This is a genomic window from Pedobacter sp. UYEF25 (assembly GCF_054061655.1).
The window spans coordinates 200,482-222,115 of record NZ_JBSSEL010000005.1 but is presented as its reverse complement, the minus strand read 5'-3'; the positions used below and the strand labels follow the sequence as shown (position 1 = coordinate 222,115).

Genomic DNA, 21,634 nt, shown 5'->3' with positions numbered 1-21,634 from the left:
GAACAGAGAAGTTAAGCCCGCCAGAGCCGATGGTACTGCGGTAACACGTGGGAGAGTAGGTCGGTGCCAGATCTTAAAGATGGATTCCCCGTAGCATGACGCTACGGGGATTTCCTGTTTATACACCCCGGCGGAAGCCGCAGACCCGAAGTCAGAAATCAGACATCGTTCAACCGCGTAACCGATTGCAGAGAGATCCTCTCAGCACGGAACGAACATAAAAGATTGGAATAGCAGGCCACCGCAACCGGACAGGATAAGCCCATAACTCCCCGCATCGGGAATCTACATGTGATCCCTTCAATCCGTGTCAGAAGACCCTTTTGGCCAATGCATAGGCAGGTAAAGTAGTTGAGTGAGAATTGATCAGTTGGATTGCTTCACGCGGCATATTAAAAATATTTTTTCTATCGGAATAAAATTTATGTTGTTTAATAATATTTTGCGACTTTGTAAACTTTCAGCAATTATTGATTAACAATGAATTTTATCAAAAGCTCTTACGCTGATATCAGTTCTATTTCGGCCCTTTATAATTCGGCAGCCGCTTATCAACGGGAGAAGGGTATGCCGAACTGGCTCGGGTTTGACAGACGAATCATAGAAGATTCAATAGGTGAAGGTTGTCAATGGCAGATTATGATAGGTGCTGAGATTGCATGCGTTTTTACTTTGGCTTTCAACGATCCAATGATTTGGGGTGAAAGAGATCGTGATTCTGCAGTCTACATACATCGGATTGCGACAAATCCTTCGTTTCGGGGCAATCAGTTTGTGCAGCATATCCTTACTTGGGTTTCAGAATATGCAAGAACTCACATGAAGGACTATGTAAGGTTGGATACCCTAAGTGGAAATCAACAATTGCACAACTATTATTTAAGTTGTGGGCTTATCTTTATAGGGTCCGTCAAATTAAAAGAAACCACAAGTCTTCCTGCTCATTATCAAAATGGGATGTTTAGTTTATTTGAAATTTGCCTCACTAACCCTGTATTGTCAACAGTTTAACTGAAAATAGCTTTGCTATTAATCCTATTGTGGGCGCAAAATGAATGTTAGTTCTTTAAAATTAAAAATGGGCAAAAAAATACTTACATGTATTTAAAAAAAATTTCGGCAAAACACAATCTATATGCTGAGGTTTGTTATGGTGCTGTTAAACAAGCGTATTGAATTTAGATTCGATGTGACTTCTAGCTTGTTTTTGAAATCCTTCGGGCGTTTGCTGTGTTTGTTTTTTAAAAAAGCGACTAAAATAGGGTCGGTCGGAAAAGCCCAACTCGTAAGCGATTTCTTTAATGGTACTTTCACTGTGAATAATTTTTCTCTTCGCTTCTAAAATAATGCGGTCGTGGATAATTTGCATGCCCGTTTTATTTAGTTTTTCTTTTAAGATTTGATTAAGGCGTTTCGAGCTGATTCCAATTTTACCCGCATAGAAATCAGTATTTCTTACTTGCTGATAATTGCTTTCTAAAAGCATTAAAAATTCATAGACTCTTTTTTGATTCACATCCTGGCTCGTAAATTCATGCTCCTTAACCTGAATGAGCTTCAATAAAAAAACCTTCAGCAACGCTTTTGTAATCACGAAGTTGTTGCCGGCTTTTTGATACTCATCTTCTATTAACTTATAGATACCGGCTAATTCTTCAGCCACAGCTTTGTTCAATCTCAGACAGGAAAATTCGCCTTGTACATTAAAAATTTTAAACAAGTCTAATAAGAATTCTTTTTCCTCACCCTCTAAAACAGACCTTTTAAACGAAATTAATTCGCCGTTTTTTCCTGCTTTATTTAATTGATGAACGCGATAGGGAGGAATCAAATAAATCCAGTCGCCAATAGTTTCGAAATCATTGTCTTTCAAGTCGTGCAATGGAGCTTCATTTTTGAGCCAAACGATCTCAAAAAATTCTTTACGATTGGGATCGTTCAAATAACTAGGCGGACAATTATTAAGATTTCGAATGTAGATGATTGATTTTTCTAGGTTGGATATTTCTGCTAAACTCATGATCATCAAAGATAAGGACTAAATATTTTAATGTAGGATATCTTATCTCCTGCGGTGGACTATTCGGAAAGTCTGTTGCTATAAGGCGTTGTTTATGACTTTCATCAGATTAAATTTCCTGATAGTCCAATATTACTGGCTAAATGTGTAACCTTTGCCGCTGATGGTAATTCTACCTTTACAAAGCAAAAAGCAAGCAAAATTATGGACCTGGACATATTATTAAAAGAGGTTGAAAATGATAAATCAATTATGGATACACTAGATAATCAACAGTTGATTTGGGATTTACAGATGAATCTTGATCAGGTTATTAATGAAAACGCCCAATTAAACAAGCGTTTGGATCTTGAACAGCTGATTCCTTTCATCTATCATATTCAACAGGCCAAACGAATTTTTATTACGGCAGCTGGTCGCTCTGGTTTTGCAATGAGATCTGCCGCAATGCGTTTAATGCATTTAGGATTAACGGTTTATTATGTTGGCGATACCACTACGCCAGCTATTGAAGAAGGTGATTTATTGATCGCCGCTTCTGGCTCGGGAACAACCAGTACGATTTTGAAAGCAGCAGAAAAATCAATTTTGGTAGGCGCAAAAGTAGTTGCATTAACCACTCAAGTCGAATCTGAACTAGGTAAACTCGCTACTCATATCGTTTTTATTCCTGCGGCAGAGAAGCAAGATCATAGTGAAAAAATCTCCACGCAGTATGCTGGTAGTCTTTTCGAACAGTTTTTACTCCTACTAACCGACGCAATATTTCAATCTCTCTGGAAGCTAAATGGTAAACCTGCAGAAGAACTTTGGAAAAAACATTCAAACTTAGAATAACATAAAATTTAATTTCACATATAAATACCATCATGGCAAAATTACAAGTAGCAATAGATTTATTAACTACAGAAGAGGCTTTAGCACTTGCTGCAAAAGTTGCTCCCTATGTAGACATCGTTGAATTAGGAACACCATTAATTAAGAATATGGGTTCGGCAGTGATCACTGCAATGAAAAATGCACATCCCGATAAATTGGTTTTCGCAGATTTAAAAACTGCAGATGCAGGCGAATTAGAAGCTGATGTCGCTTTTAAAGCAGGAGCAGATTTAGTTACCGTTATGGGCGCAGCAGGAAATGCAACAATTTTGGGTGCAGTAAAAGCAGCAAAAGCACACAATAAAGGGATCGTAGTAGATACCATCGGTTATGCTGATCGCGTTAAAAGAGCGCAAGAAGTTACTGAGTTTGGTGTTGAATTTGTAGAATTACATGCCGGTTTAGACGAACAATGGACGGATGGTTATTCGATTCAGGTTTTAATTGATGAAGCGGCAAGAGTTGGCGTTCCGGTTTCAGTTGCTGGTGGTGTAAACATTGATAATGTTGCAGCAGTAGTAAAGGCTGGTGCAATTGTAGTGGTAGCGGGTGCAGCAATTTATGGCGCTGAAGATCCAGCGGCTGCCGCAAAAGCACTTCGCGAAGCAATTGATGCAGTTGCAGCTTAAGAAATAACTCACATGTAAAGAAAGGCCATTTCCATTTCAGAAGTGGTCCTTTTTTTGGTTTGAGCTTTAGGGAATAAGGTTTGGGGATGTGTTGAGGGAATTGGGGGAAAGTGCTCGTTGTTTTATTGTACGAACTCAGGTTTTATAACCTTTTAAACGCGACGGCCATTTAAATTAGTTGAATTATATTTTAAATAAACTATTTTAGGGCGTTATTTAATTTTAACTGATAAATAATCAGCCAACTTCAAGAAATCAATGCTTTTGAGAATCACCAACTGTTGTTAATGTATTAAACTATGAAAACCTATATTTCTAAATTTCTTCTACTATTTTCACTCAGCGGAATTATGTTTAAAACCAACGCGCAAGATGCTGTGAGAGCCAATCATGTGGCGCTTTACGTAAATAATCTGGCGAAAAGCGCCGCGTTTTATAAGGATGTAATGAAGCTGCAAGAAATTCCAGAGCCATTTCATGATGGTAAACATGTGTGGCTAAAAACCGGCCCAAATACCAATCTACATCTAATACAAGGTGCAGAAAAAGTAACCGAGCATGATATTAACTCGCATTTTGCGTATTCCGTTGGTAACATGGACAACTTTATTAAGCATTTAGACGCATTGCATATTGAATATGGTAACTGGAAGCAACAGTCTAAAACACCGCAAATTCGGCCTGATGGCGTTAAGCAAATTTATTTAAAGGACCCAGATAATATTTGGATAGAAGTGAATGACGAGAAACTCTGAAACGGTTTTTCTTTGAGGTATAATAACATCAGCATCTGCCGTGTTAAATTGGTTTAGAAGCTTGCTTTTTTCACGATAAAATATTGGAAACTGCCTTCTATGTGCGGAGTGCTTAATTATTCATTTTACAGAATGCAAAGCCAATCAAATAGTTTGCACTTTTGATGTAAAAATTATTCCGCATAACGGTCTTTCGGAAGAAAAGTAGATTATATGGAGGAACAAGTTGTCACCTACAACAGAAATCGGGGCTGAACCCAACCGAAGGACTACTGCACGAGCGTTTTCAATTAACTAAACATGCTCCTTTTCGGTTCTAGTGCTCAGACTGCTTTCCCAAAGCACAAATCTGGACAAGCTGTTCCTCGCAATGGCGCCGTGAGGAAACCTTCAACCCTCTACCTTCCAAAACTCATCCTAAAAAACTTCCTCCAACTATTTGATACTAAAAGTATTTCAGCTATCTTTGCAGTCCTTTAAAAAAGAGGAAATTAACAAATAATTAAATAATTAAATAAAAGCAAGTGAATACGTTAAGTTACAAAACTGTCTCTGCCAATGCCAAAACTGTTAACAAACAGTGGGTTGTTGTTGATGCTGAAGGAGAGATTTTGGGGCGCTTGTCATCGAAGATCGCAATGATCATCCGTGGTAAAAACAAGCCTGAGTACACCCCACACGTAGACTGCGGCGATAATGTAATTGTTATCAATGCAGAGAAGGTTAAATTGACAGGAAACAAATTTACTGATAAGCAGTATGTTTCTTACACTGGTTACCCAGGTGGCCAGCGGTTTATCTCCCCAAAGGAGTTAATGGACAAACACCCTCGTCGTGTAGTAGAAAAAGCGGTTAGAGGTATGCTACCTAAAACTAAATTAGGCAAAAAATTGTACACCAATCTTTTTGTTTATGCAGGTTCTGAGCATCCACATGAAGCCCAATCTCCAAAAACCATTAAACTTTAATTAAATGCAAGTTACAAACACTTCGGGAAGAAGAAAAACAGCTGTTGCCCGCATCTATTTGAAAGATGGCGCCGGCATTATTACCGTTAACGGTAAAGATTACAAAGAGTATTTCCCTACCTTACCTTTACAATATATTGTTAACCAGAGTTTAGAAGTTGCTGAACTTACTGGTCGGTACGATATCAAAGTAAATTTAGCTGGTGGTGGTATTAAAGGACAAGCAGAAGCTGTTCGTTTGGCTATTGCCAAAGCGATTGTGGAACTTGATGCGGAGAAAAAGCCTGCATTGCGCGCAAAAGGTTTAATGACACGTGATAGCCGTATGGTTGAACGTAAAAAACCAGGACGTGCAAAAGCTCGTAAGAAATTCCAATTCAGTAAACGTTAATCTAAGGAGACAAACACAATGGCAAGAACGACATATCAAGATTTATTGGATGCAGGTGTACACTTTGGTCACCTTACCCGTAAATGGAACCCGAAAATGGCTCCTTATATTTTCATGGAGCGTAATGGCATCCACATTATAGATTTAAACAAAACCTTATCAAAAACAGAAGAAGCAGCTGCTGCAATTAAGCAGATTGTTAAATCTGGAAGAAAGATTTTGTTTGTATCTACTAAAAAACAAGCAAAAGGAATTGTTGCAGAACAAGCTGCAAAAGTTAACATGCCTTTCGTAACAGAACGCTGGTTAGGTGGTATGCTCACCAATTTTGCAACCGTTCGTAAGTCTATCAAAAAGATGGGCAACATAGATAAGATGACCAAAGATGGCACTTACACGATCTTATCTAAGAAAGAGCGTTTGATGATTCAGCGTGAGCGCATCAAGTTGGAAAGCCTTTTAGGTGGTATTGCAGATTTAAATCGCCTGCCCGCAGCGCTTTTCTTAGTAGATGTTAAAAGAGAACACATTGCTGTAACTGAGGCCTTGAAATTGAACATCCCAACTTTTGCGATGGTTGACACAAACTCAGATCCTTCAAACATAGATTTCCCTATTCCTTCTAACGATGATGCGACAAAATCTATAACCTTAATTACCGATATTGTGGTTAACGCAATTCAAGAAGGTTTAGACGAACGCAAACGCGAAAAGGAAGATGAAGCTGAGAAAGAAGCAGTAGCAGCAAAGGCTGCCGCAGATGAGCCTGAAGTTAAGGAACCTCGTCGTAAAAGAGCTGGGTCAATAGATGTTGATGCTGTTTCAACAACTGAAACTCCTTCGGAAGAAGTAGCTCCTGCGAAAGAAGAAGCCCCTGTGAAGGAAGAAGTTTCTACTCCAAAAGATGCGGTAGAAGAAGCCCCTAAAGAGGAAGAACTAAAAAAAGATTAATAATTAAAATTATAAGTTACGAGTTTTGAGTTGTAAGCATAACCTTACAACCTTTAACCCGTAACTTTTAACATTTATAGAACATATAAAATTCAAAAAATGTCTACAGTACAAATTTCTGCAGCAGATGTAAATAAGTTGCGCCAACAAACTGGTGCAGGCATGATGGATTGCAAAAAAGCTTTGGTAGAAGCAAATGGCGATTTCGAAGCAGCGGTTGATTATCTGCGTAAAAAAGGAGCAAAAGTTGCCGCAAGCCGTCAAGATCGCGAAAGCAACGAAGGAGTGGTAATAGCAAAAGCAACCGCTGATGGCAAACGCGGTGTCATTTTAGAATTTAACTGCGAAACTGATTTCGTGGCTAAGAATGCTGATTTTATTGATTTGGCAAATAAGTTTGCTGATTTGGCAATAGCCGAAAATCCGGCAACTTTGGAAGCATTGTTAGGCCTAACTTTAAACGGATCTTTGGTTGCTGACGTTATTATCGAAAATACTGGAAAAATAGGTGAGAAAATAGGTATTTCGAAATACGAAGTAGTAGAAGGTGAGAAAGTTGTTCCCTACATTCACAGCAATTATCGCTTGGGTGTTTTGGTTGCTTTGAATCAAGATGGGTCTCAATCTGACGAAGCAGGAAAAGATGTAGCAATGCAAATTGCTGCGATGAATCCGGTAGCGTTAGATAAAGGAGATGTTGATCCCCATACTATTGAGCGTGAAATAGAAATTGCCAAAGAACAAATTCGTGCAGAAGGAAAACCAGAAGAAATGGTTGAGAAAATTGCAGCGGGTAAACTAAATAAATTTTATAAAGACAGTACTTTGCTAAATCAAGAGTTTGTAAAAGACGGTTCAAAAACTGTAATTCAGTTTTTAGATTCAACTTCTAAAGGGCTAACGGTTACTGCTTTTAAGCGTGTTCAGTTAGGCGCTTAAGAAAATAAATTTTCGTAAAAAGCCCAGATTTTATCTGGGCTTTTTTTTGTCTGTTTTTTTTTCGTGTGGACGCTAGTTGTTCATTTAAGTTCACCATGAAACACTGAAGTTCGGTCTGTTATTTAGCGTTACATGGTAGCGGATATCTTTTCTTTTAATGGGAAAGTGTCTACTAACAAGTTTATTAGTTCTTTTTTTGGCGCATTTTATTTCTCGAAATATTCAATTGTTAAATCCTTGCCATCAAATATTCCGTATGAGTTATGACCCAACCATTCGCCGATATTTACATATTTGCTACCTTTGCCCAACTCTATCTCAATAGGCAAATGTCTATGGCCGAATATAAAATAATCATAATGCGCTCTTTCAAGCTGCTCTTTTGAATAAAGCGCAAGCCATTCTCTATCTGCACCCAAGAATTTTTCCTCGTTCATACTGGCTGCACGGCTTTGGTTCGCCCAGGCATTCGCTAAACCAATTCCAAAATTAGGATGTATTCTTTCAAACAACCATTGTGAAAGCTTATTTCTAAAAACCTTTCTTAAAAATTTATACTTATTGTCGCCGGGGCCTAAGCCATCACCATGGTGGAGGAAAAATTTTTTCCCATTGCGCTCCATCACAAACTCATCGCTAATGATTTTCAGTCCCAACTCTTCTTCAAAATAGTCCTTCACCCACATGTCATGGTTTCCTTTAAAAAAGTAGATTTTTATTCCCGCATCAGCCATTCTAGCTATTTTCCCTTGGAATCGGATAAATCCTTTCGGAATAACTTTGGCATATTCAAACCAAAAATCAAATATGTCCCCCATTAAAAATAGTTCGCTACAGGTTGGTTCTATAACATCTAACCACCTAACAATACGCGCTTCTCTCTCCCTGCTTTTTTCGTATGTTGGGCTTCCTAAATGGAAATCAGATGCAAAATAAATGTTTTTATCCATAAAATGATTGTCAAAGGTAAGCCAAAAACCTCAAAGTCTAACAGTTTGACAGGGCAGACATAAAAACATATCTTAGTAAATAAATCTTTCAGATGATGGAAAAACCAATGCTTATTTTTTTATTTGTGCTTAGTCTATTCGCTTGCAATCAAGATAAACGCCCCAAAACAACCATAACTTTGATGAAATATCCGGAGACAAGAAAAGACAGTGTAGAAGACAATTATTTTGGGACGAAGATCGCAGATCCTTATCGTTGGTTAGAGGATGACACTTCGGCAGAAACAAATGCTTGGGTGAAGGCCGAAAACGATGTTACTCAGAATTATCTTTCGCAGATTCCTTTTAGAGCGCATATTAGAGATAGATTGACAGAAATATGGAATTATCCAAAAGAAGCTGCTCCTTTTAAAGTTGGCGATTACTACTTCTTTAGCAAGAACAACGGGCTACAAAGTCAGAGTATTTGGTTTATTAAAAAAGGAATTAACGGCCCAGAGGAGCTCTTCTTAGATCCGAACAAAATCACTGCCGACGGTACAGCATCGGTATCTCTCCTGGGCTTCTCTAAAGACCATAAATATGTGGCCTATTCTGTTGCACAAAGCGGTTCTGATTGGAGCAATATCTATGTGATGGAAGTTGCCAAAAAACATAAATTGATCGACGAACTAAAGTGGACCAAATTTTCTGGCGCCGCGTGGAATGGCAATGGATTTTATTATAGCAGATTTGATAAGCCGGCAAAAGGAACAGATTTGTCTGCGGAAAATAAATATCAAAAGGTTTATTTTCATAAGTTGGGTGAAGATCAAAAAGCAGATCAACTTGTGTTTGAAGATAAATCAAATTCAAATCTTTATTTTGGCGCAGGAACTACTGAAGATGAACATTTTTTAATAATAAATGCGGGCGCAGGAACTTCTGGAAATGCTATTTATTACAAAAATTTAAGTGAGCCGAACGGCAAAATCACCTTACTTGTTCCTGGTTATAAAAACAACCATCAAGTGGTAGATAACATAGGCGATAAGCTGCTCCTGGAAACCGATTTAGGAGCTGAAAATAGGAGGGTTGTGCTTGTCGACATAAAAAATCCAGCGGTGGAAAATTGGGAAACTATCATTCCTGAATCGAAACTTGCCCTAGAAGCGATCAATACAGGGGGTGGTTTTTTGTGGGCCAGCTATTTGAAAGATGCAAGCAGCGAAATTGTACAATTTGACTTATCTGGGAATGAAATTACTGCTGTAAGCTTGCCTGAAATTGGTACAGCGACGGGTTTTGGCGCGCATAAAAATGATAAAGATTTTTATTATACCTTTTCTAATTTTACCACTCCCAACACGATCTATCGCTATGATATTGCTGCAGGAAAATCATCTATTTATCGAAAATCTGAATTTAAATTAAATACAGATGATTATGAAACCCATCAGGTTTTCTATCCATCGAAAGATGGGACCAAAGTACCAATGTTTATCGTGCATAAGAAGGGAATAAAGTTAGATGGAAACAATCCAGTTTATCTTTATGGTTATGGCGGCTTTCAAATTAGTTTGACCCCAGGTTTTAGCCTTTCACGTATGTTGTTTTTAGAACATGGTGGAATTTACGTGCAGCCGAGCTTACGCGGTGGTAATGAATATGGAGAAGCTTGGCATAAAGCTGGTATGTTTGATAAGAAACAGAATGTGTTCGATGACTTTATTGGCGCAGCAGAATATCTAATTAAAAAGAAATATACCAAGCCAAGTAAAATCGCCATTTCTGGTGGTTCAAATGGAGGTCTTCTGGTGGGCGCCTGTATCACTCAAAGACCCGAACTGTTTAGAGTTGCCTTGCCTGCCGTAGGTGTGCTTGATATGCTGCGATACCATAAATTTACTGTTGGCTGGGGTTGGGCAGTAGAATACGGAAGTAGCGACAACAAAAATGATTTCGATTATTTGATCAAATATTCGCCTTTACACAATATTAAGGACAAGGTTAATTATCCTGCAATTTTAATCACTACGGCCGATCATGACGACCGTGTCGTACCCGCCCATTCTTTTAAGTTTGCCGCTACGCTACAAGAAAAATACCATGGAAAAGAACCCGTGTTAATAAGAATTGATACGAAAGCAGGCCACGGAGCGGGTAAACCAACGGCAAAGCAGATTGATGAAGCTGTAGATGTTTGGAGTTTCGTGTTTCAAAATTTAGGAATGAAGTGGTAAAAAAATAAAAACTACTAAAATTGTAGATTATTTCACAAAATTGACCGACTGCGCGCATTTTATAAACGGCTTTTTTGTAACTTCGCATCAAAATTTTTTAAATGATCTCTACTGATATTGCTGTTATTGGTGCTGGCCCAGTTGGGTTATTCGCGATTTTTGAAGCCGGTTTGCTAAAAATGCGCTGCCATTTAATCGATTATTTACCGCAAGTTGGCGGGCAGCTTTCTGAAATTTATCCAAAAAAACCAATCTATGATATTCCGGGTTATCCATCTGTTTTAGCACAAGAATTAGTGGATAATTTAATGGAACAAGCTAAGCCATTTCATCCAACATTTACACTTGGTGAACGGATTGAAGGTCTGGAAAAAAGAGCAGAAGGGGATTTCCTACTCACCACCAATATGGGTACAACAGTGCACGCAAAGTGTGTGGTAATTGCAGGCGGTTTGGGTTGTTTCGAACCACGTAAGCCGGCAGTAGAGCATCTAGAGAAATTTGAGAATGGCAAAGGAGTCAATTATATGATTTTGGATCCTGAAAAATACCGAGACCAAAAAATGGTTATTGCTGGTGGTGGAGATTCTGCCTTAGATTGGACCATTTATCTCGCAGATGTTTGTTCCGAACTTACCCTAATCCACCGAAGTGAAAGTTTTAGAGGAGCACCGGATTCTGTGGCTAAAGTAATGAGTCTTGCGGAAAGTGGCAAAATTAATTTGGTGTTAAACAGTAATCTTCAGTCGGTTAATGGTGGAGAAAGATTAGAACGGGTAGAAGTTGTCCAAAACCGGACAATGGAAAAATCTACCATTTTAGCAGATCACTTAATTCCTTTGTTTGGATTGAGTCCGAAACTTGGTCCTATTGAGGGATGGAATCTTAACATAAGTAAGAGTGCAATTGAGGTAAATACCGATGACTATTCAACCAATATTCCCGGTATTTATGCCATAGGCGATATAAATACCTACACCAATAAGTTGAAGTTAATTTTGTGTGGTTTTCACGAAGCTTCATTGATGAGTCATAGTGCTTACAAATACATTAATCCTGGTGTGAAATACACTATGAAATATACGACAGTAAACGGAGTTGCAGCGTTTTAAAACGATTTGCTTTATGCAAAACTGATTACGCCAAATTGTTAACAAATTTTTTCTCTGTTAGGAAAGGGTGTTAAAACGCCCCAAAACTTTTATTGATTAATACCCATCAAATTTAGGCTTTTAACAAAAAAAGCTGCTATTATGGAGAACAACATTACCATTTACATGCAAGAACCAGATGGTTCTGTTACAGAACATGAGGCGCCCACAGACATGGGATTAAGCTTAATGGAGTTTTTAAAGGCATCAGAATATGATATTTTGGCCACTTGTGGCGGAATGGCGCTTTGTGCGACGTGCTGCGTAGACGTATTGGTCGGCGACGAAAATTTGCATGAAATGAGCGACGATGAATACGCAATGCTAGATACTTTACCTGATCTTTTACCCAATTCTCGTTTGGCCTGTCAATTGCAGTTGCACAATAACATGAACGGCTTGAAGGTTAAATTACACTAAAATATTATTTTGATTTTTGCAGTGTAAAAGCGAATGTAGTTCCAACACCCGGAGTGCTGCGAACAGAAATGGTTTGTTCATGCGCTTCGATAATGTGTTTTACAATTGCCAAGCCTAAACCTGTGCCACCAATTTGTTTCGATCTGTGATTATCTATGCGATAAAAACGTTCAAATAATCGAAAAAGATGTTTTTCTTCAATTCCTACGCCGTTGTCGGTCACCTCTACTAAGTACTGGTCATGAAGTTCAAAAATTTTAATTGCAGTATCGCCACTTTTTCTACCGTATTTTATGCTGTTGATGATGAGATTTATTAGCACTTGCCTAATTTTTTCTCTATCGGCAATTACAAATGTCGAAGCCGTATACTTTTCTTTAAAATGGAGTTGAATCTCCTTGGTTTTTGCAGAATCTTCTAAATAATCCATCACCTCTTTAGCCAGCAAAACGAAATCAAATTTTGCAAATATGATAGGAGACTCGCCACTTTCTAACTTAGAAATACTGTCTAAATCTTCAATAAGATAACTTAATCGTTCGACATTCGTTTCCGCTTTTTTTAAAAACTTCAATGCCTGTTCCGGATCATCCAACAAGCAATCTTGCAGCGTTTCGATATAACCTTGTATGGCAAAAAGTGGTGTTTTGAATTCATGCGATACATTTGAGAGAAACTCTCGCCGAAATTGCTCTTGCTTCTTTAATAAATCTATCTCCTTTTTCTTGGCACCCGCCCATTCCTTCACCTCTTGCTCTACATCGTTGATTGGGTCTGCACTAACATACTCGCCAAGCGCATCTTTTAAATCTTGACCGAGTTTTAAGTTGTGAATAAGCTTATAAATCAGTTTAATTTTGGTATAGATGTACTTCTCGAGTAGGTAATAGAACACCAAGAAGCTAGATAAAAATGAGACGCTGAATGATATCAATAGATAGTACCAGCTGTGTTGAAAATAAAAATTTACCATCCCGATGGATAATCCAACTGCTAAGGCGGTAAATAAAACCAACACGCTCAATTTCATGTTGCAATTTAGCGGTTTAATGTTAACAGAACGTTAAATAGGGGAGATTATAATTCGTTTAAAATGCCTTATTTTTTTGCTTTAGGGTTGTTTTTATTAAGAAGGTAATTGCGTTTTTACACGCTTTGTAGCGAGATTTTTTTGAAACAAAAACTAAAACAATGTCGCGTCAATCGTCAATGCTCCGCCAAAGTAGAAAAGTGTCTAGCCAAAACAATACTGCAGGTCTGAACAATCTTTGGCATTAATTAATTAAACTTAACAGAACCATAATTTACTTTAACAGCGATGTTCGCATTTCCACCATTACCAATTTTTCCCGAGTATCGCTTTTCATTTCCAGAGCTGCTAGGATCTGCTTTTTGCGAAGTTATATTAGTCCCATAATTAAAACTTCCATAATCTGTCCCTAAATTAAAATCGCCGTTAAAATTTGTTGCAAAAGCCAAGGAAACGTCTGCATAACTCGCACTAACGTCAAGCTTTTTGCAATCGTTGGTTACGTTTTCAACATTAAGTCCGCTGTATCCTAAACTTGCTGTAATATTTCCTGCCGCCTGCCCTAATTTTACATCACAGTACTGAGATTTTAGAATTAGGTTTTTTGCCGAACTGATGTTTAATCCGCTGCCGTATTGTTGATTTATTGTTGCATTCCCAGTGACAGAACCAATGGAAACTTTCGAATACTGGGCATTTAACTCCAACGTGTTTACAGCGCTAATCGTCAGTCCGCCACCATATTGCTGCTTTATTTTAGCTGCATTAATGTTTCCAATCATTGCTTTGCCATATTGAACGCTGATGTAATTATTGGTATTGCTCAAATCCCCTGCAGTTAAGTCTCCATATTGAACTTTTAGGGAGGTTGCGCCAGAAAAATTTGGCATCGAAATGTTCCCATATTGTTGCATGGCCGTTAGGGAGTTGTTTGCTGGCATGTAAACGGTGTAAAAAACTTTTATCTGATTTCCGTTTCTATTTCTTCTTTTGACATTCGTCTCGGCAATTGAGGTTTTAAAACTTGCCTGATCTCCCTCTTTTATTGCAGTAATGGCAACATTTTCTAACAATTGACTCGCTTCTTGATCTGAATTGCCGAAGGCGTTTATTGCTACATCGACCCTTATCTCATTTTTATTCCAGATTTTAATAGAAATACCTCCAAAAATATTACTTAACACAACCTTGTCGTTTTTATCCAAAGGAAAACTCTTGCTTAACAACTTGTTTTTTTGTATGTCAAATGTAGGCGCAGCTTCAGCAAGGTATTTTTCGCTGCTAAACTCGGTTGTGGCAACGGCAGCCAAACGGGTCATATCACTAGACCGAAGGCTGGTCTTCGCATAACTATTCATTGAAACAATAGCCAAAAGGCAGATACATATGTTTGTGTGTTTCATTTTTGATATATAAGATTATAATTACTCCAGGTCCAGACAGCCGATGTTTAAATCTGATTTACTCTATTATAGCTATCCACTTGATTTATGATTAAAAGTTGTTGTTTTAACAGTTTAAGCTGGATTTCTCTATTCTTAATCATTGCCAGCAGAATAGTTGGTCGGTTTGGGGTGGTATTTAATTCGTCTTTTAAGCGGTTATATTCTTCGTCTAACTTAAATAAATCGGTAGTAAATCGCTTATATAAGTCTGGATTTGTAGAAGCGAAAATTGCCAAGCTGTCTTTCTTCTCTATAATCAAGCTACGATACCTCGTTTCTTTATTTGCTATTTCTGAGTTAATTCCCGGGTTTTCCCCATCTGCATTTACAAATTTTGGGATATAAACCAAAGCCATTGCAGATAAGGTTAATACTGCCGCAATTCCTCCAAGCCATGTAATTAGTCGTGTAGATTTTTTTGCCCGTTTCCGTTGGAGATTCATGGCGATTTTAGCCCATACTTCCTTACTAGGCTCGCCATCGTTAAAGGCTTTTCTATTTATTGTGATAAAATCTTCTAACTTATCAATCATGTTGATTCCCCTTTTCCTTTAAAAAAATTCTTAATTTTTGTTTTGCCCTCATATACTGTGTTCTGCTCGTATTTTCGCTAATTTTTAAAATATGGGCGATTTCTTCATGGTCGTACCCTTCCAACAGATACAAGCTCAAAACAACCCTATAGCCGTCAGGCAAACGTTTTATTGCTTTTTTAACCTCGTCGACGCTGAGCGACTCGTCAGACATGTTCTCAGGCTTTACTTCCGGAACTTCTACAAATTCATCTACAGATACAAACTCTAATTTCCGTTTTCTTAAGTAATTGATGGATTTGTTAATGACAATTTGCTTAAGCCAGAGACCAAAAGTGCTTTCCTGCCTGAAATCTGCAATTCGCATAAAAGCATCTAAAAAAGCCTCCTGTAAAATATCTTCAGCTTCTTCCTCGTCGTTAACAATACGCAGCGCCACATTGTACATGGCTTTGCAATAGCATTTATACAGTTCAAACTGAGCAGAGCTACTGCCTTGCATACATTGCTTTACCAACTGTAAATTCTTGTCTAAGTACGCTGTTTCCAAATTCTGTAGGTTCTTGTTATAAGACATTGGTTTTTCGGATGTGTTGCACGAGAAAAAAAATATATTTTTCGTGGTGGTCACCCGTCGAATAGTAACATTTCCTTCGAACATAAGCAATCGAACTATAGTTTGTCCTTTTTGGAATGTTACTCGATCATTTTAATGATTTCTAACGCCGGTGGTCATGGTTTAATAAACATTAACAGGGTAGCGTTTTCTAGTCATTTAGCCAACATTTAGCCTTGTTTCAAACCATTCGCCAAGTGTCAACTGCCAGTCCAAACCATTCTTTAAAAAGCATAGGCCAAATACTAAGCGCCTCAGCACTCGGGACGATGAAATCGCTCAGATCCAAAGAGGTTTTGCCCAAGAAATTGCAAGGGTAGTAGATGAGTTTTTTTTCGAATACCTTATCGAAAATAATTTTAGACCTAGGAATGTGCCATGCACTCGTAATCACAAGGATTGTTAAGTTTTTACCACGCTTCGATATTAGCGTAGCACTATTTTTTGCATTTTCCAGCGTATTTCTGCTACTGTTGTCAACCATGATCGCGCTGTCAGGAATGCCGATTTCTTTTAAATATGCAGATGCCAAATCTGCTTCCTTAATTTTATTATCCATCAAATTGGCATTCCCGCTGGCGATTAATATCTTTCCGATAATTCCGTTTTTATAAAGTTTAATGGCCTGGATCAACCTATCGCCAGAGCCATTAAATGCAATGCTCTTGTTTCTTGAGTTAATGCCTGAGAAACCTCCCAAAACGATGCCCACATCGTATGTTTTTAACTTTGGATATTTTGCTTCGTAAATGTTTAGCACCGAGCACACTAAAAAAGTATTTGAAAAGATAACCAGTGCAATAGCACACAACCAGATCAACTGTTTTTTTCGCTGATAATTTCTGCAAAATCCCGCGTAGAATAGCAATAAGCAAATCCAGAGAAGTGGATTTATAAAAAAGCCAAAGACTTTAGATAGGACGAACATTATGAGAATTGGCTTTGCTAATTAACAAACATTTACAAGCCATTGCCCATACGCGTTGACCGAATATTGTTAACTAAAGATAGCATTTCGATTTAAGAAGAGGCCTTTGGCCTTCATTTTTTATGACATTTTTTCATGAGCTAGCTAGCACAATTGTATTGAAGTCCTTTCTTCAGCTTAATGGAGTAAAATACAGCAGAAGTGTTTTAAAAGCGCCAAAATAATAGGAGTAATATACAGTGGAGAAATAAATCAACCTCTACAATTAATGCAACTTACAATTCAACATAAGTTCAACATTTCCAACTCGTTAACGGAGAGGTATCCTTATTGGTTTTAATCTTTTTGATAGCATCAGCGTTCTAGGGGAACGATTTTTTGAATCAAATTAATAATGGTCATTTGCAAAGAAATAAACTGCCTAAATTTTTTTGCATTTAGGGGCAAATTTCTTAAAAAAAGAATGCCTTCGGGAACCACTCCGAAGGCACAATCAACCTAAACCTAAACTAAAACTATGAAAAAAATCTTTATCTAATATCGTCTCTAAATATCTTAAATCATTTATTCAAATCAAGGTGAGTTTTTATCTTGATTTGGTGGTGCAAAAGTAAGTATTATTCGTATAATATTTAGTATTTTTTTTAAAAAAAAATATTAATACAATTGTATGATATTTGAAGTCGAAAATAATTGGAAATCTAATTTTTAACGAATTTAAAATCAGACACTTGCAAGTGTTTAGAGCAAAAATCATATTCATGTTCTTGATTTGAGCCGACGATGATTAATTTATCTGCTGAGAAATTCTTTGTCAATTCTCTGTACCAATCTAGTCCTTGAACGTCTAAATTGCTGGTTGGCTCATCTAAAAATAGTATTGGGCTTGCCGCACAGAATGCTATCGCCAACTTTGTTCGCTGTTTCATACCGGATGAAAAATACCGAATTTCCTTATTTGCCGACTTTTGCAGACCGAGTAAGTCAATTAAATTCGATGTGTTCATCCCAGGCGTAAATTCTTTGAATTTGAAATGAAAGTTTATGAGCTCTATAAGCGTGAAAGTTTCTACCAACTCTAAATAAGGAGCTGCGAAACTTATTTTTTTATAAACGTCAGAAATGTCGACAGGCGATTGATTGTGACTGTAAAGTATTTGGCCTTCAGAAGGTGTTAAGCTTCCGTTTAGAATGCTGATGAGCGTAGATTTTCCAGAGCCATTGGCTCCAAGTATTGCATAACAGTTTCCGGAAGTAAACTCGTAATCTACATGTTTAAATATCCATTCTCTGTTAAACCGCCGACCAATATTCTTTAGCGTTATTTTCATGTTTGATCACGTCAGAAGCGCAAAATTTACGATTTTCGTGTTTTTTTAAAAATGAGTGTATTCCTACTTGTATTTTTTTCAACAGCTGTGCTTGCCTTTTACGTGTCAACGTTAAGCCATGCGCTAGGCTTTTATGAGATACAAAAGATTATTTTTGGTTCTTGAGCATCAGCTTCCCATTCCAAAACCTTTCATCACACCTCTATTCGAGTTTCTTATAAAATCTACAATTTCATCTCTTATTTCTGTTGGTTTAAATTCTGCTTCAATTATATCTAACGCTTTGGTTACATTGTTATGTTTTACAAAAAGTACTCGGTAGATTTCTTGAATTTCATCAATTTTTTCGTTTGAAAATCCTTTTCTTCTTAATCCTACAGAGTTAATACCGGCGTAAGAAAGCGGTTCTCTTGCTGCTTTAACGTATGGTGGAACATCTTTTCTAACGAGCGAACCACCTGTAACAAATGCAAACGAACCTACTTTTACAAATTGGTGTATGGCTACTAAACCTGCCAACACTACATTGTTTCCAATGATAATATGTCCTGCCAGTGTGGTACTATTTGAGAAAATACAATTATCTCCCACTTGACAGTCGTGTGCGATATGTGAATAAGCTTGGATGAGGCAGTTTTTACCAATTACCGTTTTCCACCTATCTTTGGTGCCTCTATTGATGGTAACACATTCTCTAATTGTTGTATTGTCACCAATTTCTGCGGTAGTAACTTCTCCCTCGAATTTAAGATCTTGAGGTTCGCCAGAAATTACAGCGCCTGGAAAAATTCTACAGTTTTTGCCAATGCGGGCGCCGTCCATGATGGTTACATTAGATCCTATCCACGTACCTTCTTCTATGACAACGTCTTTATGTATGACAACAAATGGCTCAATTACTACATTTTCTGCAATTTTGGCTTGAGGATGTATGTATGCTAAGGGCTGAATCATATTTTACGAGGCTTCTACTTGTTTAACTTTAGATATTTGGGCCATCATTTCTGCTTCTACCACAACTTTATCGCCTACCATACCTACTCCTTTCATTTGTGCAATTCCTCTCCGTATCGGTTCTAATAAATCACATCGGAACACAAGTGTATCGCCAGGGAGCACTTGGGCTCTAAAACGTACTTTGTCTATTTTTAGAAAATATGTTAAATAATTGTGTGGATCTGGAACGGTACTCAATACCAAAATTCCGCCAACCTGAGCCATAGATTCGATTTGAATCACTCCGGGCAAAACGGGAGCACCTGGAAAATGACCCTTGAAGAATTCTTCATTAATGGTTACGTTTTTTACACCAACTACATGGTTTTTAGAAAGTTCTAAAATTTTATCAACGAAAAGAAATGGTTGTCTATGAGGTAAAATCTCCATAATTTTAACAACATCGTACAACACAGGCCCTGCGGGGTCGTAGATTTTCTGCAATTTCTTACTTTTTTCTTTTTTTATGGCTGCTTTGATTTTCTTGGCAAATGCAACATTCGCAGCGTGGCCAGGTCTAGCAGCCATAATGTGGCCTTTTAAGTGCATGCCCACCAATGCCAAATCACCAATCATATCAAGAAGTTTATGTCTGGCAGGCTCATTCTGGTAGCGAAGTTCCATGTTGTTTAAAATCCCTTGCGGGGCCACGTTGATGTCTTTCCTGTTGAAAAGTTTTGCCAGATTATCCAGCTCTTCTTTATCTACTTCCTTATCTACGATAACAATGGCATTATTTAAATCACCGCCCTTTATTAAGTTGTGTTTTAACTGATATTCTAACTCATGCAAAAAACAAAATGTACGACATGAAGCAATTTCTTTTTTAAACTCTGCAATGGTGTTAATGCCGGCATGTTGGCTTCCCAACACCGGCGAGTTGTAATCAATCATGCAGGTAAAGCGATAATCGTCTAATGGCATTGCCACTATTTCTACTCTTCTTTCTTCTTCTGTATAGGTAATGTTATGCGGAATGACAAAATACTCTCTGTAGGCATTTTGTTCTACCGCTCCGGCTTGCTCTAGCAAATCCACAAACTGAATGCTGCTGCCATCTAAAATAGGTGTTTCTGGTCCGTCTAGCTTAATTAGAATGTTATCTAAATCCATGCCTACTAGCGAGGCCAAAACATGTTCTACTGTGCTTACGCTTGCGCCATGTTGAGTAAGTGTGGTTCCTCTGCTTGTGTCGGTAACTAAATCTGCATCGGCATTTATAATCGGTTCTCCGGCTAAATCCACGCGTTGAAATTTAAAACCATGGTTTTCTGGAGCAGGACAAAAAGTTAGGTTTACATTTTTACCAGTATGCAATCCAACACCATAAATAGATACTTCTGTGCTTATCGTTTTCTGTCTAACGTTCATTTTGGTAAGGTGTTCCTTTCTAGTTCTGAAGTAAGTCGTGTAAGTTCCTTTTCGAGGAGGTCAATTCTGTTTTTAATGTCGGGCAATTGCTTAAAAATTACAGACGAGCGCAACCAGTTGCGTAAAGGCTGCGCAGGGCTTCCATGCCATTGTTTGTTTTCTTGTGATATGTTGAAGTTGACTCCAGCTTGGGCTCCAATTTGAGTTCCCTTTGCTAAATTTAAGTGACCGGCAATACCAACCTGACCACCAATAACACTATTGGGACCAATCTTGGTACTTCCAGAAACGCCCGATTGTGCAGCTAGCACAGTATTTTGTCCAATCTCTACATTATGTGCAAGTTGAATAAGATTATCTATTTTTGCACCTTTTCTAACAATTGTTGCACCGAGAGTGGCCCTATCTATGGCTGTATTTGCACCAATTTCTACATTGTCTTCTATAATTACATTCCCAATTTGGGGTATTTTGTTGTATGTGCCATCTGGTTGGGGTGCAAATCCAAAACCATCGCTTCCAATAACAGTATTGGCGTGGATAATTACTTTATTGCCAATAATGCAATTGTGGTAAATTTTAACACCTGGATGAAAAACGCAACCCTCGCCAACTTTTGTATCGTGACCGACAAAAGTTTGAGGATATATCTTAACATTGTCGCCAATTTCTACTTGCTCCGCAATATAGCTAAAGGCTGCAATAAAGACATTTTTACCAATTTTTGCCGTGGGATGAATAAATGCTGACTGCTCTACGCCCTGCTCGTCAGATTTGCTGTTAACCCTGTCGTTGTACTTATCTAGCAAAATAGTAAATGCACTATATGGATTATCTACCCTAATAAGAGTGGGTTTATATGGATGAGCAGGCTTAAAATCTTTGGAGACTAAAACAACCGAAGCCTGTGTTGCATACAAAAAAGACTCATACTTTGGGTTAGACAAGAACGAAAGCGAACCTTCTTTTCCATCCTCGATTTTAGAAAGCTCACCTACCAAAACCTCGGCATCGCCTTCTACAGAGCCATTTAAGAAGTCACTAATCGTTTGTGCAGTAAATTGCATCGTACAAAGTTAAATGTTAAATTGACATGACCAAAAAAACCT

At 37.9% G+C, this 21,634-nt stretch carries 22 protein-coding genes and 1 rRNA gene; 12 read left to right on the top strand and 11 right to left on the bottom strand.

The genetic code is table 11. From position 1 onward, the window contains the following. Together rrf and ACVWYG_RS07425 are read left to right on the top strand one after the other, a co-directional pair. Nucleotides 1-72, top strand: a 5S ribosomal RNA gene (rrf, locus tag ACVWYG_RS07430); the annotation flags it as partial. Between the two features lie 408 nt (nt 73-480). Beyond that, a complete protein-coding gene (locus ACVWYG_RS07425) occupies nt 481-1,011 on the top strand; it encodes a GNAT family N-acetyltransferase (protein ID WP_457269538.1) in 531 nt (176 codons plus the stop codon). 148 nt (nt 1,012-1,159) lie between these two features. Here ACVWYG_RS07425 and ACVWYG_RS07420 read toward each other — a convergent pair whose 3' ends face one another. Then, a complete protein-coding gene (locus ACVWYG_RS07420) occupies nt 1,160-2,020 on the bottom strand; it encodes a helix-turn-helix domain-containing protein (RefSeq protein ID WP_457269537.1) in 861 nt (286 codons plus the stop codon). A 204-nt stretch (nt 2,021-2,224) separates the two neighbouring features. Here ACVWYG_RS07420 and hxlB point away from each other — a divergent pair, with 204 nt between their 5' ends. From hxlB to tsf, 7 genes are all read left to right on the top strand, one after another. Then, entirely contained in the window at nt 2,225-2,857 is a 633-nt protein-coding gene (gene hxlB / locus ACVWYG_RS07415) for a 6-phospho-3-hexuloisomerase (protein WP_457269536.1), read from the top strand. A gap of 32 nt (nt 2,858-2,889) precedes the next feature. Next, a complete protein-coding gene (hxlA, locus tag ACVWYG_RS07410) occupies nt 2,890-3,528 on the top strand; it encodes a 3-hexulose-6-phosphate synthase (RefSeq protein ID WP_457269535.1) in 639 nt (212 codons plus the stop codon). Nucleotides 3,529-3,827: 299 nt separating this feature from the next. Next, on the top strand, nt 3,828-4,283 hold the full coding sequence (locus ACVWYG_RS07405; RefSeq protein WP_457269534.1) for a VOC family protein: 456 nt from the start codon (nt 3,828-3,830) through the stop codon (nt 4,281-4,283). A gap of 524 nt (nt 4,284-4,807) precedes the next feature. Continuing rightward, on the top strand, nt 4,808-5,251 hold the full coding sequence (rplM, locus tag ACVWYG_RS07400; protein ID WP_457269533.1) for a 50S ribosomal protein L13: 444 nt from the start codon (nt 4,808-4,810) through the stop codon (nt 5,249-5,251). A 4-nt stretch (nt 5,252-5,255) separates the two neighbouring features. Further along, a complete protein-coding gene (gene rpsI / locus ACVWYG_RS07395) occupies nt 5,256-5,642 on the top strand; it encodes a 30S ribosomal protein S9 (protein WP_457269532.1) in 387 nt (128 codons plus the stop codon). An 18-nt stretch (nt 5,643-5,660) separates the two neighbouring features. Further along, nucleotides 5,661-6,593: a 30S ribosomal protein S2 gene (gene rpsB / locus ACVWYG_RS07390; RefSeq protein ID WP_457269531.1), complete on the top strand. Its 933-nt coding sequence runs from the start codon at nt 5,661-5,663 to the stop codon at nt 6,591-6,593. Nucleotides 6,594-6,692: 99 nt separating this feature from the next. Then, on the top strand, nt 6,693-7,532 hold the full coding sequence (gene tsf, locus ACVWYG_RS07385) for a translation elongation factor Ts (RefSeq protein WP_457269530.1): 840 nt from the start codon (nt 6,693-6,695) through the stop codon (nt 7,530-7,532). A 206-nt stretch (nt 7,533-7,738) separates the two neighbouring features. Here the strand turns inward: tsf and ACVWYG_RS07380 are convergent, their stop codons facing one another. Beyond that, nucleotides 7,739-8,482 (bottom strand): UDP-2,3-diacylglucosamine diphosphatase, encoded by a 744-nt coding sequence (locus tag ACVWYG_RS07380; RefSeq protein ID WP_457269529.1) that lies wholly within the window; start codon nt 8,480-8,482, stop codon nt 7,739-7,741. 92 nt (nt 8,483-8,574) lie between these two features. On the opposite strand from ACVWYG_RS07380, the gene ACVWYG_RS07375 reads away from it, so the two are divergent. The 3 genes from ACVWYG_RS07375 to ACVWYG_RS07365 all read left to right on the top strand — a co-directional run bounded on the left by ACVWYG_RS07375 (nt 8,575) and on the right by ACVWYG_RS07365 (nt 12,275). Next, nucleotides 8,575-10,704, top strand: coding sequence for a prolyl oligopeptidase family serine peptidase (locus ACVWYG_RS07375; RefSeq protein ID WP_457269528.1), 2,130 nt, complete (start codon nt 8,575-8,577; stop codon nt 10,702-10,704). Nucleotides 10,705-10,805: 101 nt separating this feature from the next. Beyond that, nucleotides 10,806-11,816, top strand: coding sequence for an NAD(P)/FAD-dependent oxidoreductase (locus ACVWYG_RS07370; RefSeq protein ID WP_457269527.1), 1,011 nt, complete (start codon nt 10,806-10,808; stop codon nt 11,814-11,816). Between the two features lie 141 nt (nt 11,817-11,957). Then, complete coding sequence (locus ACVWYG_RS07365) at nt 11,958-12,275, top strand: 2Fe-2S iron-sulfur cluster-binding protein (RefSeq protein WP_457269526.1); 318 nt, start codon at nt 11,958-11,960, stop codon at nt 12,273-12,275. A gap of 4 nt (nt 12,276-12,279) precedes the next feature. Here ACVWYG_RS07365 and ACVWYG_RS07360 read toward each other — a convergent pair whose 3' ends face one another. The 9 genes from ACVWYG_RS07360 to lpxD form a co-directional block, all read right to left on the bottom strand. Next, nucleotides 12,280-13,305 (bottom strand): sensor histidine kinase, encoded by a 1,026-nt coding sequence (locus tag ACVWYG_RS07360; RefSeq protein WP_457269525.1) that lies wholly within the window; start codon nt 13,303-13,305, stop codon nt 12,280-12,282. Nucleotides 13,306-13,553: 248 nt separating this feature from the next. Beyond that, nucleotides 13,554-14,708: a hypothetical protein gene (locus ACVWYG_RS07355; protein ID WP_457269524.1), complete on the bottom strand. Its 1,155-nt coding sequence runs from the start codon at nt 14,706-14,708 to the stop codon at nt 13,554-13,556. A gap of 47 nt (nt 14,709-14,755) precedes the next feature. Continuing rightward, on the bottom strand, nt 14,756-15,283 hold the full coding sequence (locus tag ACVWYG_RS07350; RefSeq protein WP_457269523.1) for a hypothetical protein: 528 nt from the start codon (nt 15,281-15,283) through the stop codon (nt 14,756-14,758). After that, nucleotides 15,276-15,860 (bottom strand): RNA polymerase sigma factor, encoded by a 585-nt coding sequence (locus ACVWYG_RS07345; RefSeq protein ID WP_457269522.1) that lies wholly within the window; start codon nt 15,858-15,860, stop codon nt 15,276-15,278. Before ACVWYG_RS07345 ends, ACVWYG_RS07350 begins: the two co-directional genes overlap by 8 nt. A 220-nt stretch (nt 15,861-16,080) precedes the next feature. Next, nucleotides 16,081-16,659, bottom strand: coding sequence for a YdcF family protein (locus ACVWYG_RS07340; protein WP_457269521.1), 579 nt, complete (start codon nt 16,657-16,659; stop codon nt 16,081-16,083). Between the two features lie 869 nt (nt 16,660-17,528). Continuing rightward, a complete protein-coding gene (locus tag ACVWYG_RS07335) occupies nt 17,529-18,158 on the bottom strand; it encodes an ABC transporter ATP-binding protein (RefSeq protein ID WP_457269520.1) in 630 nt (209 codons plus the stop codon). Between the two features lie 168 nt (nt 18,159-18,326). Next, nucleotides 18,327-19,112 carry an acyl-ACP--UDP-N-acetylglucosamine O-acyltransferase gene (lpxA, locus tag ACVWYG_RS07330; protein WP_457269519.1) on the bottom strand — a complete coding sequence of 262 codons (786 nt, stop codon included), beginning with the start codon at nt 19,110-19,112 and terminating at the stop codon, nt 18,327-18,329. 3 nt (nt 19,113-19,115) lie between these two features. After that, the gene (locus tag ACVWYG_RS07325; RefSeq protein ID WP_457269518.1) at nt 19,116-20,525 is read right to left on the bottom strand and encodes a bifunctional UDP-3-O-[3-hydroxymyristoyl] N-acetylglucosamine deacetylase/3-hydroxyacyl-ACP dehydratase; all 1,410 of its coding nucleotides are present in this window, start codon (nt 20,523-20,525) and stop codon (nt 19,116-19,118) included. Beyond that, a complete protein-coding gene (lpxD, locus tag ACVWYG_RS07320) occupies nt 20,522-21,592 on the bottom strand; it encodes a UDP-3-O-(3-hydroxymyristoyl)glucosamine N-acyltransferase (RefSeq protein WP_457269517.1) in 1,071 nt (356 codons plus the stop codon). The genes ACVWYG_RS07325 and lpxD overlap by 4 nt, the downstream gene beginning before the upstream one ends. Between the last annotated feature and the right edge of the window lie 42 nt (nt 21,593-21,634).

What these genes read in the sequence shown, in the direction of transcription:
- ACVWYG_RS07425 (WP_457269538.1), top strand. Translation starts at nt 481, where the DNA reads ATGAATTTTATCAAAAGCTCTTACGCTGATATCAGTTCTATTTCGGCC.
- ACVWYG_RS07420 (WP_457269537.1), bottom strand. Translation starts at nt 2,020, where the DNA reads ATGAGTTTAGCAGAAATATCCAACCTAGAAAAATCAATCATCTACATT.
- hxlB (WP_457269536.1), top strand. Translation starts at nt 2,225, where the DNA reads ATGGACCTGGACATATTATTAAAAGAGGTTGAAAATGATAAATCAATT.
- hxlA (WP_457269535.1), top strand. Translation starts at nt 2,890, where the DNA reads ATGGCAAAATTACAAGTAGCAATAGATTTATTAACTACAGAAGAGGCT.
- ACVWYG_RS07405 (WP_457269534.1), top strand. Translation starts at nt 3,828, where the DNA reads ATGAAAACCTATATTTCTAAATTTCTTCTACTATTTTCACTCAGCGGA.
- rpsI (WP_457269532.1), top strand. Translation starts at nt 5,256, where the DNA reads ATGCAAGTTACAAACACTTCGGGAAGAAGAAAAACAGCTGTTGCCCGC.
- rpsB (WP_457269531.1), top strand. Translation starts at nt 5,661, where the DNA reads ATGGCAAGAACGACATATCAAGATTTATTGGATGCAGGTGTACACTTT.
- tsf (WP_457269530.1), top strand. Translation starts at nt 6,693, where the DNA reads ATGTCTACAGTACAAATTTCTGCAGCAGATGTAAATAAGTTGCGCCAA.
- ACVWYG_RS07380 (WP_457269529.1), bottom strand. Translation starts at nt 8,482, where the DNA reads ATGGATAAAAACATTTATTTTGCATCTGATTTCCATTTAGGAAGCCCA.
- ACVWYG_RS07375 (WP_457269528.1), top strand. Translation starts at nt 8,575, where the DNA reads ATGATGGAAAAACCAATGCTTATTTTTTTATTTGTGCTTAGTCTATTC.
- ACVWYG_RS07370 (WP_457269527.1), top strand. Translation starts at nt 10,806, where the DNA reads ATGATCTCTACTGATATTGCTGTTATTGGTGCTGGCCCAGTTGGGTTA.
- ACVWYG_RS07365 (WP_457269526.1), top strand. Translation starts at nt 11,958, where the DNA reads ATGGAGAACAACATTACCATTTACATGCAAGAACCAGATGGTTCTGTT.
- ACVWYG_RS07360 (WP_457269525.1), bottom strand. Translation starts at nt 13,305, where the DNA reads ATGAAATTGAGCGTGTTGGTTTTATTTACCGCCTTAGCAGTTGGATTA.
- ACVWYG_RS07355 (WP_457269524.1), bottom strand. Translation starts at nt 14,708, where the DNA reads ATGAAACACACAAACATATGTATCTGCCTTTTGGCTATTGTTTCAATG.
- ACVWYG_RS07350 (WP_457269523.1), bottom strand. Translation starts at nt 15,283, where the DNA reads ATGATTGATAAGTTAGAAGATTTTATCACAATAAATAGAAAAGCCTTT.
- ACVWYG_RS07345 (WP_457269522.1), bottom strand. Translation starts at nt 15,860, where the DNA reads ATGTCTTATAACAAGAACCTACAGAATTTGGAAACAGCGTACTTAGAC.
- ACVWYG_RS07335 (WP_457269520.1), bottom strand. Translation starts at nt 18,158, where the DNA reads ATGAAAATAACGCTAAAGAATATTGGTCGGCGGTTTAACAGAGAATGG.
- lpxA (WP_457269519.1), bottom strand. Translation starts at nt 19,112, where the DNA reads ATGATTCAGCCCTTAGCATACATACATCCTCAAGCCAAAATTGCAGAA.
- ACVWYG_RS07325 (WP_457269518.1), bottom strand. Translation starts at nt 20,525, where the DNA reads ATGAACGTTAGACAGAAAACGATAAGCACAGAAGTATCTATTTATGGT.
- lpxD (WP_457269517.1), bottom strand. Translation starts at nt 21,592, where the DNA reads ATGCAATTTACTGCACAAACGATTAGTGACTTCTTAAATGGCTCTGTA.